The organism is Dyadobacter beijingensis DSM 21582 (assembly GCF_000382205.1).
GTDB classification, from domain to species: Bacteria; Bacteroidota; Bacteroidia; order Cytophagales; family Spirosomataceae; genus Dyadobacter; species Dyadobacter beijingensis.
In genome coordinates, this window is sequence record NZ_KB907786.1 from 621,118 (window position 1) to 637,814 (window position 16,697).

Here is a 16,697-nt window from a genome sequence, read left to right on the forward strand (position 1 = left end):
TTATCTGATGGTTCGGAATGCCAATACTGTTACGATAAGTCCCATGATCGAGCTCAACAAGGTTGTAGCGGTCGAAATGGTTTGCTGCGTGTTAAGCGCAGGAGCGGCCCGTGTCGGAACGAAAATCTCCGATCCCGGCTGCACTTTCGGGTACACATTGAAGAACAGGAATCTGCGTGTGCGGTCGATATTTCCGTTTGGATATTTGATGTAAGAGCTCTTTCTGAGCGATTGCACGGTAAAGCCACCCGATTGTGAAATATAATCCGAGAAGTTCATGCCCTTACCGTATTTCACGGTTGTCGGATAAAGTACCGAACCGGTCACCTGAACTGTTTCGAGGCGTTTCGGAATGCGGATAATGTCTCCTTCCTGCACCACCAGGTCTTCGAATGAGCCCGGGTTTTTCAGGATGTTTTTCAGCACGATACCAATTTTTTCTTCCTTCACATTAGGCAGATCGCCGGTCAGCGTGCCTTGTTTAATGCTTTTCTCCGTCTGCTGAACTTGCTCGTAGTTCACGGCCTCGTCGAGGTTTTTCACGATTGTGCGGCGCAGTAGGGTTGCACCTTCCGGGTATGCCAGCTCCGTGAGGCCGCCGGATCTTTTGATAATGTCGCTGATCTTATCGTTTTTATTAATAATGGTGTACGGGCCGGTCACGAGCACTTCGCCTTCCACGAATACCGTTTGCTGCTCCACGTAATTAGGCGACTTACGAACGATCACCTGGTCGAACGGGAACAGTACGAAATTGGTCGCTTTCGCATTCAGTGACAGGTCGCGGCTTACATTGAATTTATAAACCTCCGAAATCTGCGCATTCGCCGCACCGGCTACCGAATTCCTTTTTCTTCTTACCACCTCGATTTCCGACGTATAAGCCGATTCTTTTAAACCGCCGGCTTGCACCAGCACGTCTTCCAGCGTCATGTCGGTCGTATAGGGGAATTTGCCTTCGTTCTGGCCGATTTTAGTATTGTTCACTTCACCTTCCACGCTCACGTACGCCGTTTCGGCCATTTCGAATTTCGAAGGCACGATAATCTGGTCGAGGCGGGTCAGCACGAGGTCCGGCGTAACGCCGTTCAGCACGTCGGTGTAGTTGATAGGGATCGTCTGGATCGTCAGGTCTTCGCGGGTGCGGAGTACGTTAATGCGGCCCACGAATGCATCTTCGCGCATTCCCTGCGCATTTTCGATGAGCACTTTCAGGGACGGGCTGTTGTCCAATGAATATTCGCCCGGACGCATTACGGCACCTTCGATGGTCACAATGTTTTCGTAGCGGTCCAGAACAGTCTCCACGTTGACCGAGTCGCCGGTTGCCATTTCGAAGCTGTCGTACTGGCTTTCGGCTACATCGAGGATCTTACGCTCTTTTGAAGTGATGCGTTGGATTTTCAAACGTGCACGGTAAGCTTTGTCGCTGAAACCGCCCGAATAACGGATCACATCGCCCAGTTTCTCTTCCGGTTTGAGTTCGTAGATACCCGGACGCTTCACCATACCGGCGATTTCCGCCCGTTTCAGGTAGTAACCTACTACGATATTATCGTTCTCCTGTACCCGGATATCGCCATCGATTTTACCATTGACGAGGTAGTCATAGATATCCATTTTGGAAACTACCTTGCCTTGGCGCACTACACGCACTTCGCGGAAAGATCCAATTTCATTAGGCCCTCCGGCCTGGTACAAGGCATTGAATGCCGACGACAGCGAGGATACCGTGTAAGTGCCGGGGTTGATCACTTCGCCCGTTACAAATACTTTCACGGAACGTACTTCGCCGAGGGTTACCATCAGCTTGGTGCGGGCCGTTTCGCCGCCGGTACCGATCATGCCCGGCACGAATTTGGCAAATTTGTCGATCAGGATTTTACGGATTTCGTCGATCGTGCGGCCGGCCACCATCACGTTCCCGACGCGCGGAATGCTGATGAACCCGTCCTTGTTGACGATCGTCTCGTAAGTGCTTTCCGCGTAGTTGTACAGGTAAATTTTTAGTTCATCGCCTGGGCCAACAATGTAGTTTGTAGGGGTAACTACTTGTAAGTCAGGTATTGGAGCGAGGTTTTTATCCGCGAAAATTGAGTAACCGTAGATCTTCTGGCGAAGCGCTTCCTTGGCCTGCTGCTCGGGCGTAAGCGTGGTGCTGGTGCTGGTGTTGATCTTGCTCTGTTCACCGCCTTCGCCGCTCTGGCCGTTTTGGTTCGCGGCGTTCTTCCCTTTATCGCCTCCCTGGCCGTCGTTTCCCTGCTGCTGATTGCCTTGCTGCTGGTTGCCGCCCTGCTGGTTTGCGCCTTGCTGCGAATTGCCTTGCTGGCCGCCGGGGCCGGATGTGGAATTGCCGGTTCCGGTATTGCCGGAGTTACCTCGCGGCGTACCTGACTGCGGCGTTCCCTGCGCACCGGTCGATGTAGGGGCTGCTGTGCCCGACGGCGCCGATGGAGCGGTAACCTGTGAAAAAGCGGGTAACGAAATGATTAAACTCAGGAAATAGGGAAGTACAGATTTATAACTTTTAGCCAACGTGGATCTGTTCATAAGAAGAATTATTGTACTATTGAAAGTCTGAAAATTCATTAAAACTATGTATAAGACTAGTATTTTTGAATTTGGGATTCGAGTACACGCAATATTGTGGTAGTGTATATCATGGCAAAGTAAATTAGATTTTTCCTATTTTTAAAGAATTTCTATTAATCGGGCCCGGTTCGCACAAAGCCCCGCAAAGGTATAACAGGGTAACGACAAAAGATTCAAATTATTAAAATACCGGTTCCAAAAGCAGGAATCTCCTAAAAGAATAGTTATAAATATGGAAAGTACAAATGTTCAATACGACGAGAGCAGTATCCGGTCGCTCGACTGGAAAGAACATATCCGCCTGAGGCCCGGGATGTATATCGGAAAGCTCGGCGACGGCTCGTCGGTGGACGATGGTATCTACGTGCTCGTGAAGGAGGTAGTCGACAATTCGATCGACGAACACATGATGGGCAATGGCAAAACGATCGAAATCAAAATCTCCGAGCACCGCGTGGAAGTGCGCGACTACGGCCGCGGCATTCCGCTGGGCAAAGTGGTGGATTGTGTCTCTAAAATCAATACCGGCGGTAAGTACGACTCCGGCGCGTTCCAAAAATCCGTCGGGCTGAACGGGGTCGGAACGAAAGCCGTGAATGCGCTTTCGAGCCACTTTAAGGTACAATCGTTCCGGGACGGCAAGACGAAGAGCGCGGAGTTTAACCAGGGCGCATTGCTGAGCGAATCGCCGGAAGGCCCTACCAGCCAGCGTAATGGTACCCACGTGGCGTTTGAGCCGGATGGCACCATTTTTAAAAATTTCCGGTACATCCCGCAATACCTGGATAATATGATCTGGAATTACTGCTACCTGAATGCGGGATTGACGATCAACTTCAACGGGCAGAAATACTTTTCGCAAAACGGCTTGCTCGACCTGCTGAAAAGCAAATCCGACGCGGAAACGCTCCGGTATCCGATCATCCATCTGAAGGGCGAGGACATTGAACTGGCGATGACTCATGGCAACCAATATGGTGAAGAATACTATTCTTTCGTGAATGGTCAGTATACGACACAGGGAGGTACCCATCTCGCTGCATTCAGGGAGGCGGTTGTGAAGGCGGTGCGTGAACATTTCGGTAAGGATTACGCGCCGGAAGACATTCGTTCGTCCATCATCGGCGCCATTGCGATCCGCGTGCAAGAGCCGGTTTTTGAATCCCAAACCAAAACCAAACTCGGTTCCAATACCATCACGCCCGATCCTAACAGCACGACTGTCAGGACTTTCGTGAACGATTTCGTGAAAGAGCGGCTCGATAACTTCCTGCATATGAACCCCGAATCGCGCGATGCGTTGAAGAAACGAATCGAGCAATCGGAGCGGGAGCGCAAGGAATTGGCGGGTATCAAAAAATTAGCGAACGACCGCGCGAAAAAGGCAAACCTGCATAATAAAAAACTCCGCGACTGCCGCCTGCACCTCACCGATTTGAAAAGCGACCAGCGCTACGAAACGACATTGTTCATTACCGAGGGCGACTCGGCGAGCGGCTCGATCACCAAATCGCGCGATATTCAGACGCAGGCGGTGTTCAGCTTGCGTGGTAAGCCGCTCAATTCGTTCGGGCTGACGAAGAAGATCGTTTACGAAAACGAAGAGTTTAACCTGCTGCAACACGCATTGGATGTGGAAAACGGCGTGGAAAACCTGCGTTTCAACCGCATTATCATTGCCACCGACGCCGATGTGGATGGCATGCACATCCGCCTGCTGCTGATGACGTTCTTCCTGCAATTCTTCCCGGACCTGGTGCGTAACGGCCATTTGTTCGTGCTCGAAACGCCATTGTTCCGCGTCCGCAACAAGAAGGAAACCATCTATTGTTACAGCGAGGAGGAAAAGCAGGCGGCGATCGCGAAGTTGGGCAACAAACCCGAAATTACCCGGTTCAAAGGACTCGGTGAGATTTCGCCGGAGGAATTCGGCCGGTTTATTGGCGAAGATATGCGTGTGGAACCGGTGATCCTGCAAAAGGAGACGTCCATTCAAAAACTCCTGAGTTATTTTATGGGTAAAAATACGCCTGAGAGACAGCGTTTTATCATTGATAACCTGAAAGTAGAGAAGAACGTCGAAGAACTCGCACTCGCAGGTTAGGCCCGGGGTGCATTATCTTTGGGCAGGTCAAGTAATATTGAAACCGGAAGTTCTTTAATGAACTGTGTAAACGCACCTCCCGGTTTTGATCATCATTATTAAAGTGTATTTGTGGAATTAACGGATTTAAGAGACAGGATCGACGGGCTGGACGATCAGTTGCTGAGCATTTTGAACGAGCGCATGGAGCTCGTGAAGAAGGTAGGTGAGCTGAAAAGGTCCTCGCAGTCGATCATCTACCGGCCCGAAAGAGAGAAGCAAATTCTCGACCGGCTGGCAAAACATAATAATGGGCTGCTGACCCGTCAGGCGATCGACGCCATTTTCTTTGAAATCTTCGCGGTGTCGCGCAACCTGGAACTGCCGGAGCGGGTGTCCTACCTGGGGCCCGAGGGAAGTTTTACGCACCAGGCAGCCGAAAGCCGTTTCGGAGCGATGAGCGAATACCTGGTACTGCCTACCATCCATTCCGTTTTTGAAAGTGTGGAAACCGGCCGCGCCAAGTTCGGCGTGGTGCCGATTGAAAACAACCAGGAAGGCATGGTGGTGGAAACGGCCGATTTTCTGCGTGAAAAGAACCTGTCCATCGTGGCGGAAATGCTGCTGAAAGTGCATTTTACCTTCGCGTCGCAATCGGACAACCTGAAATCGATCAAGCGGATCTATTCGAAAGACATTGCATTCCGGCAATGCGGGAAGTTCATCAGCGAATACCTGGAAGGTATGGGTATCGAACTCGTGGCCGTGGATTCCACTTCCAAAGCGGCCAAGCTCGCTTCCGAGGAACCGGAGGCAGCAGCCATTTGCTCGTCCATTTCCGCCCGGCTTTTCGGGGTGCCTATCCTGTTTGACAATATCGAAGACAGCGACCAGAACCAGACGCGCTTCCTGATTTTGGCGAAAGATTTTACCAATGTAAAAAGCAGCGACGACAAAACGACCGTCATCGCCAACCTGCCGAATACCAATCGTCCCGGTGTGCTGTACGAATTCCTGAAAGATTTCAACGACCGCGGCATTAACCTCACGAAGATCGAAAGCCGGCCGTTACGCGGCGAGGCGTCGTTCCGGGCATGGTTCCTGGTGGAGTTTCTCGGGCATATGGACGATCCGAAGGTGCAGGAGATCATGCACAAATACGGTACGCATTTGAAATGGCTGGGAAGCTATGTCAGAGTGGCGTAACAATTTCATATCGGCTATAATCATGCAGAAAAGCTCACCGTTCCAGTGAGCTTTTCTGCATGATAAGGCATTCCAAAAATTACTTCTTCAAAGTCCCGCGGTATAGCGACGGCCAGTTGCCGTACACCTCGATCTCGGTCTCGACGCCGTCGGGCAGCCGCACCTTCATTTTCCGCTGTGCCGAAGGCTGCTGGAACGAATCCACAGCCAAGACGACGATCTGGTTACCTTTCACGATAGAGGTGACAAATGGCTGCTTGCCGTCGATGGCCAGTAATACCTGCTCCTTTTTGGGCTGGACCCACTGACCGTTGAGCTGGAACGGCAGGTCCTGGTTCTGGCCGCCGGTGAGTACGTCTTCGACCTGCTTGGCCATCCAGTTACCCAATGCATAATATTCGGTCGGGAAATCCCAGTAGGTGGCTGCCGTGCCGCCGCTCGTGTTGCGGCCCACTTCGTTTTCGGGCGTTTTGCCGTCGGCCGGGTACCATTCGTAGCCCCATCCCCACATGTCTTTGGATAGTTTGTAGGCATTCGGGTTGCGGGCGCTCGGGGCGCCGTCGTGCCAGAGGTAGTAGCCGTCGAAAAGGATGAGGGAGAATAGCGAGAAACTCAATGCCTGGCTGGCGGGCATCATTTCGAGCTGGTTCATGATGAGCTCGCCTTTCGGATCGGTGAGCTGGTAGTTCCAGGGCACGATGGGGTCTTTGTACAGCGGCATGTACCGGTTCCAGCCGTAAAAGATGAACTTGTTGTTCTTCTGATAGGGCAGGAGCTTGTTGATGCGCAGCGAATGGATCGCCGAAAGCAGCACGAAGTTGTTTGGGGAGTTACCCGCATTGTCGATCGCGAACATCGGTTTCGGATATACATCGATCGGCGTGGTATTGAACACGTCGCGGAAGCTGTCGCCGTTCGGGAGCGGATCGAAGTTCGGGTTGTTGGACTTCGGATCGGCATACTCGCCCATGAATTTCTTCGGATCGGCGCCGCCTACCGTGTTGATGTGCGGGTTGGTATAAGCCCCACCGCCCCAGTAATCCATCAGGTGCATGTTTGGGTGGTTCTTTTTAACGACCCTCGAAAACCAGATGAGCCGCTGGATCACCTCTTTGGGATAATGCTGGTTCCAGAATTCGTAATCGTACGCATACACGCCGAAGCCGGGTACGCCCGCGAGGGCTTCCACCTGTTCTTTGGAAAGGCTGGCAAACCATTTTTCGTCCTTATCGCCGAAATAGTTGGGTGTAGCCGTATAATGCATCTTTTCGGCCGGGTATTCCCTGTCCGTATTGGCCATGTGTGTGATACCGCGCTTGTAGTAATTGTCGGCAGGCACGTAGTTGTTCAGCCGGTATTGCATCACCAGTTTGCCTTTGACAGGCTCGAATTCAGGGAATTTTGTGTCGAAATCTACATTAATGCCGCGTGAGGGGGCAAACCAGTCGGGGATATTAATGCGCGTCAATGCGTTGCCCGAAGCGGTTTCGGATTTGCCGGCGATCCAGATATTCTGCTGGCGTACCGTGCGGTTTTTGGCGGGGTTCCACCAGTCGTTGTACGGCGCATCGATCCAGCGGGCGATGACGGAGTACAGGTAGCCGGGTTTTACTTCGATACCGTTTTCCAGCCCATTCACGACAATGCCGTCGATCATGACGACTTTCGTGCGGCTGTCATTATAATTGGCAAAATCGCGGAGATAGAGCTTGCCATCCCGGCGGACCGGGCGCACGTCGAGCCAGTTGTCCTTGCTTCCCTGCCTGATCCATTCTTTGGCATCCGCCACTTCATTGCCCAGCGCGGCGTCGAAATTGAATGCGGCGGTGGTCTGGCAGCCTTGCTGGCCAAGGCTGGATATCTGAATCTGCGCCTCGCCGCCGGTGATTTTTACACCAGGGATTGTGAGCCACGTGCCGTAGCGGTGCGGTACGGCCTGGAAGGTTTGCGTTTGCCCGTTCTGGGTGATTTTGACGTCATAGGGAGAAAGTCCGCCCGCATTGGCTGCGAGCTCGAACTGCATTTCCCGGCCAATCTGCCGGTATCTCCTGATTTCGAGATCGCAGGCATTGGACGCCGAGTCGAGGGTCCGGGCCGTGGGGAAGCCCTCTGTAACCTGGACGTACGTTTTGTGGCTGCTGGGCCCAAAACGGTTCCAGGCCCAGAGCCCGGAACCGATCAGAAATGCGAGGATGCCACTGATCCAGATAAGCGATGTTTTGGTCAAAACCTTCTTTTTATGTGTCACGATGCGTTTTTTACCACCAACGATAGAACAGACCGATCGAGCCGCTCACCGATGAGATGCCTTTGTCGATGTAGTCGAACTTGTAAGCGGTGCCATCATACTTGACACGCACATCGACCCCGAACGTCCCGTCCTTTTTAAATAAAAAACGCGAACCGGCACCGACGCCGTATTTGAAACGCACTTTTTGGTCCTGCGCCGCCAGTGTTCCGTAGTAAATCGTATAGTCGAGAATGCTCGCGCCGCTGCTCACCTGCACGTAAGGCTGTACCTGCGAGTTGCGGGGCAGGAAAAGGTAATTGGCAAACAATTCCACCGGGTATTGCGACACGGTGCGCGTCTGTACGGCCGAAATCGTGCCGTCCTCGCTATCGTACAAAGCCCGCGGTACCCGTTTCTCAAAATAGGTGGAACCGATCTCGCCGCCGACGGAGAATGGCGTATTTCTCAGCACCCATTCAATGGAAATGGAAGCATTCTGAAATGAGGACTTGTCGATATAATTGTCTTTGAAGGAACCCATCGGCACGGCGCCCATGTAGCGGACGGTGGCCAGGTAATGGGTGTAGCGTTCAAACGGAGAGGCAATGGTATACAGCCGGGGTTTGTCCTGCGCGAGCGCGGGTATTACGCCCGCGAGAAAGAGGGCAATGATGATGATTCGTTTCATGGGTTACTTGATTTTGAGGTATTCGGATTGTCCGAAAATGGAATCCGCCATTTTGTCGATGAGGCTCTGGTCGCCGATCGCGGAGCCGCGGATCTGCGCGTCCCAGATCACATTGAAAGTTTTGCCGGAAGGCGTTGTCTGCGGGTTTTTAAAATCCAGCATCGACACGAGCCAGGAACTTTCGCTGGTTTCATAGTAGCTGTAATAGCTCGGGTAACCGTAGCCGTAACCGCCCCAATAACCGCCGTAGTACGACGAAAGCGGCTGCGAAACGACATTCAGGTAGGTATTGGTAATCCACGACACATTAATGCCCACGTCGGGGTTCTGTGTACGGCTTACGTATTTGTAACCCATATTCTGCATGTTGGTAATGAGCCGCTGGAGCATGGCCCGGTCGATGTCGTCCAGGGACGTGCCGGCGCGCTGGTTTTCGACGATCAGTACCGAATCCACGATGCTGAATGTCTTATACTGGCTGAAATTGGCGGATTGATCGTGGTTGGTGATGTATACCAATGACTCCTCATTGGAAAGGTCGCTGATCGGGTCCTTGGAGCACGACATCAACCCCAGGCCAACTATCAATAAGAGGAAAGAGGCTTTTCTGAACATTTGAGTATGTATTTTAAAATTTGTTAAATAAACGAAAATTGAAATGCTTAAAGTTTATGAGTCTATGAGTTCATGAGTTTAAAGTTTGTGAGTCTATGAGTCAATGAGTTTAAAAGTTCGGGAGTTCAGAGTTGATGAGTTTAAACGCTCCTTTGGGACGGCATGAAGTGGTATGGACTTATCAAGTTTAAACTCACGAACTTACAAAGGTGACGGTGTCGCTCCGTAAATGGTTGGAAGGCCCGCGCATCAGGAGAGTATGGAAACCTGAAATTTGTCTCTTTAATATTGGATACGCATTTGGATAATGTTCGTCCGAATCCGTGTAAATTTGCAGCTGTTTAATTTAAAGATATGGAATCAAAAGAAGAGATTTTAAGGATCATAGATGTACTCAACGACACCTACGAAAGCGAAGAAGCATGGTACGGGCCGTCGGTAGTGGAAGCCCTGCGCGATGTGACGCCGAAAATGGCCGAAACGCGCCTTAGCACCAACACCCATTCCATCGCTGAAATCGTGTACCACATGACCACGTGGCGCATTTTCGCCGTGCGCAAGTTGCAGGGCGATGCCGAGTTCGACATTAAAACGCAAGATAAGGACTGGAAGAAATTCCCGGTAGTGGACGAGTTCGAATGGGAAGCGATCCAAATGGAACTCAGCCTGTCACAGGAAGAACTTATTTCGGAACTCGAAAAGATCGAGGACGATACATTCCTGGAAGAATTCGTGCCCGGCCGCGACTACTCCTATTATACATTGATCCACGGCGTGATCCAGCACGACGTGTACCACGCAGGCCAGATCGGACTCATTAAAAAAGCAGCGAAATCCATGCGCCTGGAAGAAGATGACGATTATGGCGCTTACGGCGACCGTTCGGACTATGACAATTCCGCAGATTACTACTGATACTTGCATGAAATTTTGTAAAAATAGGCAACTACCTATTGTTTATAATTTAAATTTTATATTTTGCATTATAATGGAACGTGGGATGTTGAGAAATGCCAACGTTCTAATGGTGTGGATATAGACAAAAAGGCTGTCCGATATTTCGGGCAGCCTTTTTTTAAGCAAAAAATCTGTGCAACATTTGGCACTTTAAACCGCTTGCTCATCCTATGAAAATACTTATCGTAGAAGACGAACCGAAACTCGCCGGCTTTCTCAAAAGGGGGCTCGAAGAACAATCGTGGGAGGTAGAACTGGCTTACGACGGACAAGTCGGTAAGAAAATGGCTTCCAACTACCGGTTCGATGTGATCATTCTGGATGTAAACCTGCCGCTGCTCAACGGCTACGACCTCGCCAAACAGCTCCGTGCCGACGGCCTCTCCACCCCGATCCTCTTCCTGACCGCATTGGGCACCATCGACGACAAACTCGACGGTTTCGAAGCGGGCGGCGACGATTATTTGGTCAAACCCTTCGAATTCCGCGAACTGATTGCGCGTATTAAAGTGCTTTCGCAACGCAACAGCGCCCGCGAACAGTCCAGCCAGGTACTCACCATCGCCGACCTCGAACTGAACCTCGACGAGAAGGTAGCGCGCCGCGGCGGGAACCGCATTGATCTCACGGCCAAGGAATTTGCATTGCTCGAATACCTCATGCGTAACCGCGGGCGCGTGGTGTCGCGCGTGGACATTGCCGAGCAGGTGTGGGACATCCGGTTTGATACGGGCACGAATGTGATCGACGTGTACATTAATTTTCTCCGTAAAAAAGTCGATAAGGATTATCCTACGAAGCTCATCCACACCGTGGTGGGCATGGGTTATATTTTCAAGGAAGAATGAACATTAAAACGCGCCTGACGTTGCTGTTTACCTTGCTGGTAGGCTCCATTATGGCGCTGTTTTGCGTTGCCATTTACTTTTTCTACGATCAATACCGCGAAAAGCAGTTCCATTCTTTCCTCAACGAGCGCGGGCAGACGATCGCCCAGCTCGTGGAAGCGAGCCACGGCATCAGCAAGGCCGATATTGAGAAGATCGAAAAGGAGAACAAGACGATCCTGCTCGATGAAGAGATCACCATCTACGACGGCTCCGATTCCATTATTTTCGTGAGCGGCAAGGAGAATTTCACACTTTCCAGGGCTATGCTCACCGAGGCGCGGGCGGGTAAGGAAATCCATACAAAACATCAGAAGAAGGAGGTCATCATTATCCGGCATATTTTGCAGGACCACCGCAAGCCGTGGGTCGTGGCGGTGATCGCCAATGATTATCTGGGGATGAACCAGCTCAACCGCCTCCGCGAAATCCTGCTCATAGGCTGGCTTTTGTCGCTCGTTCTTGTGGGCGTGGCCGGCTGGCAGTTTTCCAACGATGCTATCAAGCCGGTATCCGACATTATCGACCAGGTGAACAATATTTCGGCCGGTAACCTGCATGAAAAAGTGCGGGTAGGGCGTGAGAAGGACGAGCTAGCATTGCTGGCCGAGACATTCAACCAGATGCTTACACGCCTCGAAATCGCATTTGTAGCACAGAAAAACTTCGTCTCGCACGCGTCGCACGAGCTGCGCACACCGCTGGCGCTCATTATGAGCGAGGCGGAGCTCAGTCTGATGAAAGAGCGGAATGCACCGGAGTATCAGGATGCATTGAAAGGAATCTGGTCGGAAGCGAAGGAAATGAACGAGCTCGTCAACCGCCTGCTCGAACTCGCCCGGACGGAGGAAAATGCATTCCGGGTAACCTTTTCGAAAATCCGCGTCGACGAGGTGCTATGGCAGGCCAAAACCTCCGTTCAGCAGAAAAATCCGGGTTACGAGGTCCATATCCATTACGACAAAATTCCCGAGGACGAAGAACAGCTGAAACGCTTCGGCGACGAGAGCCTGCTCCGCACGGCGTTCCTGAACCTCATGGACAATGCCTGCAAATACTCGCCCGACAAAACCTGCAACGTTTTCCTCGAAATCAAAAACAAGCTGATCGTTATCTACTTCCGCGATATGGGTATCGGCATCGCGCGGGACGAGCTGCCGTATATTTTCGACACCTTCTACCGCAGCCAGTCCACGATCAGCAAGGCCGGCTACGGCATCGGGCTCGCCCTTACCAAACGCATCATCAATATGCAGGGCGCCACGATCGAAGTGGAGTCAGCATTAGGCGCCGGCACGACGTTCATTTTGAAGTTCCCACCTTTTTAATTCCTTTTTAATTCAGCGTTAATGCCTCTTTAACAAGGAAAAAGCTCCTTTGTAATGTAGATCACGCGATTCGTGAGGCCAGCGTGCCGCTATATTTCAAAGCGCTTTTCATCCTTTCATTTCCACCGTTTTCACCAGCCATTATTTAGTATTTCAAAAAGCTGGACGCGGCGATGATCGGTTAAAATATCAAAGACAAACTGTATTGAGTTAAATTGAGTTAGGTGAGTAGTAAGAAAAGACTGGCCTTCGGACTTTCCGGAGGCCAATTTTTTTATATCCCCTGATCAGGCAGCTTGAACTTCATCTCACCAGCATCTTCCACACGGCTCGATGGCAATGCCTCGGGATGCTCGGCGGCAATATATTCGATCAGTTTCTCGCGTACAATGCACCGCAGGTCGAAAGTTTCGCTGGAATTTCTTGCAGACATAAGTGCGCGCACGACCATGAGCTGTCCCTGCGTATCGGTCACCTGCAAAGCCCAGGCACGGCCGTCCCACAGCGGGGTTCCGTCCAGGATTTCTTTCAGTTTCTCCCGCAGTTTTTGCACAGGGGTATGGTAGTTAAGGTAAAAAAACGCGGCGCCCGTCAATGCGCTTTCATTCCGGGTCCAGTTCTGGAAAGGCGTTTCGATGAAATAGGTAATGGGCAGGACCATGCGGCGCAAGTCCCAGATATTCACCACTACATAGGTAAGATTGATCTCCTCGATGCGGCCCCATTCGCCTTCCACGATCACCACGTCGTCGATTTTGATCGGCTGGGTAAATGCGATCTGAATGCCGGCCATGAGGTTGGCCAGCGACTTCTGCGCCGCAAAACCGATGATTACCGACGCGATACCGGCCGATGTGAGTATACCCACGCCGTACTGCCGCACGCTGTCGAAGCTGAGCAGCAATATCGACACGCCGATCGTGACGACCATGATCACGACAATGCGTTTGATGAATTTGATCTTCGTAAAAAGCCGCCTGGCCTGGTTGTTATCGGGCGAGTTGAAGTCCAGCTTGTCGATCAGGATCTTTTCGACGATGATCACGATCCGGGCCATCAGCCAGGTCGTAATGCCGATAAGCGCTGTTTTACTCAATGCGAAAACCCATTCGTACTGTGGATTGGCGTAGGAATAAGTTTTGGACGCCGCCGTGATAAATACGACCGGGAGAAAGAAATGTAGCACGCTCGTCAGGTTCTCACTAATGGACCGCAATGGCCGCCATTCGCTTTTGTTCGCTGTCACCCTGACGAGGCTGGTGACAACAATGCTGATAATCAATCCAATAGCTCCGCTGAGGAGCAGCAGGAGCCAGGGGGAATTCCGGTAATTAATGAGGTCGGTAAAATCCATTCACTTTCAGATATCGTTGAGCCGCGCCACGATCATACCCGTGTGTTTCGGCACGGACGCCACGTATTCGGCCAGGGGAACGTTGGTCATGATCACCTTTTTGCCCGTCAGCGACGCGTGGATCAGGTACGCCCGGCTGCCAACTTTGGAAATAATACCCATATGGTTCACGTCCAGACCTTCCACCGACGATGTAAATGCGACGATGTCGCCGTCGTGCAGCATCGGTTCGGCTTTCTGGATGGCGCTTTTGGGAATGTAGCTATGCTCGCGTGAGTTGATGACCGATTCCTGCTCCTTCAACTTCTCGTACACATCGCTCGGCGCGAGGGAAGGGTACAGGTTGGCATGGGTAGTCATAAAATTGATTTCTTTCGTGAAAGGCACGCCGCCAACCTTGGCGGTAATGTCTTCCAGTCGCCCGCGCTTCTGGTTTTCATACATCCAGTCGAGGATGTAATGCAGGCGCGAAGGGTAGCCGTCGATCACGCCCTCGCGGTAGCGCAGCCGGGTGAGTTCATTTTTATATTCTTCAAAAGAAGAATTCTCCCGTTTGGCAACCGCCAGCGCGATCACACTTTCTACCAATGTAGTACAGTCGAGGCCGTCGAACTTGCACACGAGGCGCTCGGACGGGTTGCCTTCCAGCGTACCAGCCACATAAGGCGTGCCCAGGAACGACTCGCTGATCCGTAACACCTGCGTGCCCATATCGGGCGTGGCAGGCAGTTCCATTTTCTGCACAAAGGTCTTTTGCAGGCCGGCTTGCCCGAACGAGGCCACAGAACTCAGCAACAAAATGGAAAGCACGACAAATCTGATCATACGGAAATCTTTTAGCACAGGGTACGTTACGGTCTTAAACATCGGGCGGCGAATGCGCCGGCCGGTGGGTATCATGTAAAATTAACGATCAAAAGCCCCTTTTGCAATTCAGCGCGGGGAGCAATGCCCTCACTTCGGCACGATCTCGAATGCGAAGGCCGAAATCGGCGGTAATTCAATGGGCACGCCGGTGGACGTGATCTCGGCCGTACGCAGCTGCACCTGCGGCACTTCCAGGGGAAAAACAGGTTTCAGTTTATACGAACCGGTATTGCCCAGTTTGAGAACGTTCGTCCAGGCATCCTGCGGTATTTTGATCGTCGTTTCTACGGTTCTCGACTCGTCAAAATTGTATACAAACAATAATTTTTGATTGTCGGTGTGACGTAAATAGCTGTAAATGATGGTTTTGTCGTAATTGACAGACTGCCCGTCCGCATTCACATATTGCAAATCATAGAAGCCACCGGCATATACCGCCTCGTTACCCAGCACGAATGCATTCATTTTTTGATAAAAATCGCGCAAGGTCTTTTGCTCCGTCGAAAGCAATTCATCGTTGAATTTCCCGCCGTTGACCCATTGCTGGAATTCCGGCACGCCCCAGTAGTCGAAAATGGTCGTGCGGCCGTCCTCGCCCTGGAAACCTTCCTGCTGGGTAGGGTCTACGCCCAGCTCCTGACCGAAATAGAGCATCAACGGGCCGGTATGCAGCGTCGCGCTCAGGACCATAGCCGGCAGGGCCGTCCACGGGTTACCGGCAAAGTACCGTGAAGCAATGCGCTGCTCGTCGTGGTTTTCGAGGAAACGGAGCATATGCTCGGCAAAATCGCCCGATTCGTGCTGCCAGATGCGGGTAATGTCCTCCGCCGTGCCATGTCCCTCGATAATGCGGCGCAGCGAATTGTACAGCCCCACCTTATCGTACAGGTAATCGAATTGGCCGATATTGATATAATTCCGGTATTCAAACGGGTTGTAAATCTCCGCAATGAAGATGATCGCCGGGTTGGCCTTCTTTACTTCCGGGATCACCCAGCCCCAGAATTCCACCGGCACCATTTCAGCCATATCGCATCGGAAACCGTCGACGCCCTTTTGCGCCCAGTACACGAGAATATCGCGCATTTTAACCCAGGTTGAAGGGATCGGGTCGAAGTACCGGGTGCGGCCGTCGAGGTAATCCACGCCGTAATTGAGTTTCACCGTCTCGTACCAGTCGTACTGGCTCGGCTGGGCCTGGAATACGTCGTTACCCGTCGCTTTGGCGGGCCGCTCGTGGTAAGGCGTTGTCACGGGCAGCGGCGGTGTGTGGCCTTCCGGCACGACGAAATCGTGGTTGGGAATGTAATAAAAGTTGTTGGAAGGGCTGAAAGCGATGGTATCGTCATCTCCCTCGCCGAAATCCTTGACACCTTCCGGCCGCATGTCGGAATGGTACTGCCGCGCCACGTGGTTAGGGATAAAATCGATAATGGCTTTCAGGCCGTGCGCATGCGTGCGGGCGATGAGGTTTTCAAATTCCGCCATGCGGTTCGGTACGTCGACGGCCAGGTCGGGGTCCACATCGTAATAATCCTTCACGGCGTAGGGCGAGCCGGCAATGCCTTTCACGATCAGCGGATGGTCCGGATTGATGCCGTATCGCGCGTAATCGGTGAGCGTCGCATGTTCGAGCACGCCCGTGTACCACAGGTGCGTCACCCCGAATTCCTTCAATGCGCCCAGCGCCGTATCGTCGATGTCGTTGAACTTCCCGCAGCCATTTTCGTCGATCGTTCCGTACAGTTTGTTGGTCTGGTTGCGGTTGCCGAAGAGGCGTGTAAAGATCTGGTATATAATGAATTTATCCTGGTTGACGGCAGTCATCTGGTTCCGGCTTTTGTGAGTTCTGAGAAAGTGCGCCCGGCGTTTTCGGGAGAGCATTAGGCC

Annotated in this window: 12 protein-coding genes; 5 read left to right on the forward strand and 7 right to left on the reverse strand. The window is 52.0% G+C overall.

The window, feature by feature from the left end; translation table 11 throughout:
- A complete protein-coding gene (locus H144_RS0102700) occupies window positions 1-2,550 on the reverse strand; it encodes an SLBB domain-containing protein (RefSeq protein ID WP_019940490.1) in 2,550 nt (849 codons plus the stop codon).
- 274 nt (window positions 2,551-2,824) lie between these two features.
- Between H144_RS0102700 and H144_RS0102705 the strand changes: the two genes are divergently transcribed.
- Window positions 2,825-4,696, forward strand: a complete 1,872-nt coding sequence (locus H144_RS0102705) for a DNA topoisomerase IV subunit B (RefSeq protein WP_019940491.1) — start codon at window positions 2,825-2,827, stop codon at window positions 4,694-4,696.
- Between the two features lie 111 nt (window positions 4,697-4,807).
- Entirely contained in the window at window positions 4,808-5,881 is a 1,074-nt protein-coding gene (gene pheA, locus H144_RS0102710; protein WP_019940492.1) for a prephenate dehydratase, read from the forward strand.
- 79 nt (window positions 5,882-5,960) lie between these two features.
- Here the strand turns inward: pheA and H144_RS0102715 are convergent, their stop codons facing one another.
- From H144_RS0102715 to H144_RS0102725, 3 genes are read right to left on the reverse strand one after another with little or no spacing between them, the layout of a single operon-like run.
- Window positions 5,961-8,129, reverse strand: coding sequence for a hypothetical protein (locus H144_RS0102715; protein WP_019940493.1), 2,169 nt, complete (start codon window positions 8,127-8,129; stop codon window positions 5,961-5,963).
- A 10-nt stretch (window positions 8,130-8,139) separates the two neighbouring features.
- Window positions 8,140-8,799, reverse strand: coding sequence for a hypothetical protein (locus H144_RS0102720; RefSeq protein WP_019940494.1), 660 nt, complete (start codon window positions 8,797-8,799; stop codon window positions 8,140-8,142).
- A gap of 3 nt (window positions 8,800-8,802) precedes the next feature.
- A complete protein-coding gene (locus H144_RS0102725) occupies window positions 8,803-9,414 on the reverse strand; it encodes a DUF4136 domain-containing protein (protein ID WP_026350360.1) in 612 nt (203 codons plus the stop codon).
- Window positions 9,415-9,768: 354 nt separating this feature from the next.
- Between H144_RS0102725 and H144_RS0102730 the strand changes: the two genes are divergently transcribed.
- From H144_RS0102730 to H144_RS0102740, 3 genes are all read left to right on the forward strand, one after another.
- Entirely contained in the window at window positions 9,769-10,329 is a 561-nt protein-coding gene (locus tag H144_RS0102730; protein WP_019940496.1) for a DinB family protein, read from the forward strand.
- A 212-nt stretch (window positions 10,330-10,541) separates the two neighbouring features.
- Window positions 10,542-11,219: a response regulator gene (locus H144_RS0102735; RefSeq protein ID WP_019940497.1), complete on the forward strand. Its 678-nt coding sequence runs from the start codon at window positions 10,542-10,544 to the stop codon at window positions 11,217-11,219.
- Window positions 11,216-12,586, forward strand: a complete 1,371-nt coding sequence (locus H144_RS0102740) for a HAMP domain-containing sensor histidine kinase (protein ID WP_019940498.1) — start codon at window positions 11,216-11,218, stop codon at window positions 12,584-12,586. Before H144_RS0102735 ends, H144_RS0102740 begins: the two co-directional genes overlap by 4 nt.
- Before the next feature lie 274 nt (window positions 12,587-12,860).
- On the opposite strand, the gene H144_RS0102745 is transcribed toward H144_RS0102740, so the two are convergent.
- From H144_RS0102745 to H144_RS31335, 3 genes are all read right to left on the reverse strand, one after another.
- Window positions 12,861-13,940 (reverse strand): mechanosensitive ion channel family protein, encoded by a 1,080-nt coding sequence (locus tag H144_RS0102745; RefSeq protein ID WP_019940499.1) that lies wholly within the window; start codon window positions 13,938-13,940, stop codon window positions 12,861-12,863.
- A gap of 6 nt (window positions 13,941-13,946) precedes the next feature.
- Window positions 13,947-14,765 (reverse strand): N-acetylmuramoyl-L-alanine amidase-like domain-containing protein, encoded by an 819-nt coding sequence (locus H144_RS0102750; RefSeq protein WP_026350361.1) that lies wholly within the window; start codon window positions 14,763-14,765, stop codon window positions 13,947-13,949.
- A gap of 129 nt (window positions 14,766-14,894) precedes the next feature.
- Complete coding sequence (locus H144_RS31335) at window positions 14,895-16,634, reverse strand: alpha-amylase family protein (protein WP_019940501.1); 1,740 nt, start codon at window positions 16,632-16,634, stop codon at window positions 14,895-14,897.
- Window positions 16,635-16,697: the final 63 nt, after the last annotated feature.

What these genes read in the sequence shown, in the direction of transcription:
- H144_RS31335 (WP_019940501.1), bottom strand. Translation starts at nt 16,634, where the DNA reads ATGACTGCCGTCAACCAGGATAAATTCATTATATACCAGATCTTTACA.
- H144_RS0102730 (WP_019940496.1), top strand. Translation starts at nt 9,769, where the DNA reads ATGGAATCAAAAGAAGAGATTTTAAGGATCATAGATGTACTCAACGAC.
- H144_RS0102700 (WP_019940490.1), bottom strand. Translation starts at nt 2,550, where the DNA reads ATGAACAGATCCACGTTGGCTAAAAGTTATAAATCTGTACTTCCCTAT.
- H144_RS0102720 (WP_019940494.1), bottom strand. Translation starts at nt 8,799, where the DNA reads ATGAAACGAATCATCATCATTGCCCTCTTTCTCGCGGGCGTAATACCC.
- H144_RS0102705 (WP_019940491.1), top strand. Translation starts at nt 2,825, where the DNA reads ATGGAAAGTACAAATGTTCAATACGACGAGAGCAGTATCCGGTCGCTC.
- H144_RS0102740 (WP_019940498.1), top strand. Translation starts at nt 11,216, where the DNA reads ATGAACATTAAAACGCGCCTGACGTTGCTGTTTACCTTGCTGGTAGGC.
- H144_RS0102750 (WP_026350361.1), bottom strand. Translation starts at nt 14,765, where the DNA reads ATGATCAGATTTGTCGTGCTTTCCATTTTGTTGCTGAGTTCTGTGGCC.
- H144_RS0102735 (WP_019940497.1), top strand. Translation starts at nt 10,542, where the DNA reads ATGAAAATACTTATCGTAGAAGACGAACCGAAACTCGCCGGCTTTCTC.
- H144_RS0102745 (WP_019940499.1), bottom strand. Translation starts at nt 13,940, where the DNA reads ATGGATTTTACCGACCTCATTAATTACCGGAATTCCCCCTGGCTCCTG.
- H144_RS0102725 (WP_026350360.1), bottom strand. Translation starts at nt 9,414, where the DNA reads ATGTTCAGAAAAGCCTCTTTCCTCTTATTGATAGTTGGCCTGGGGTTG.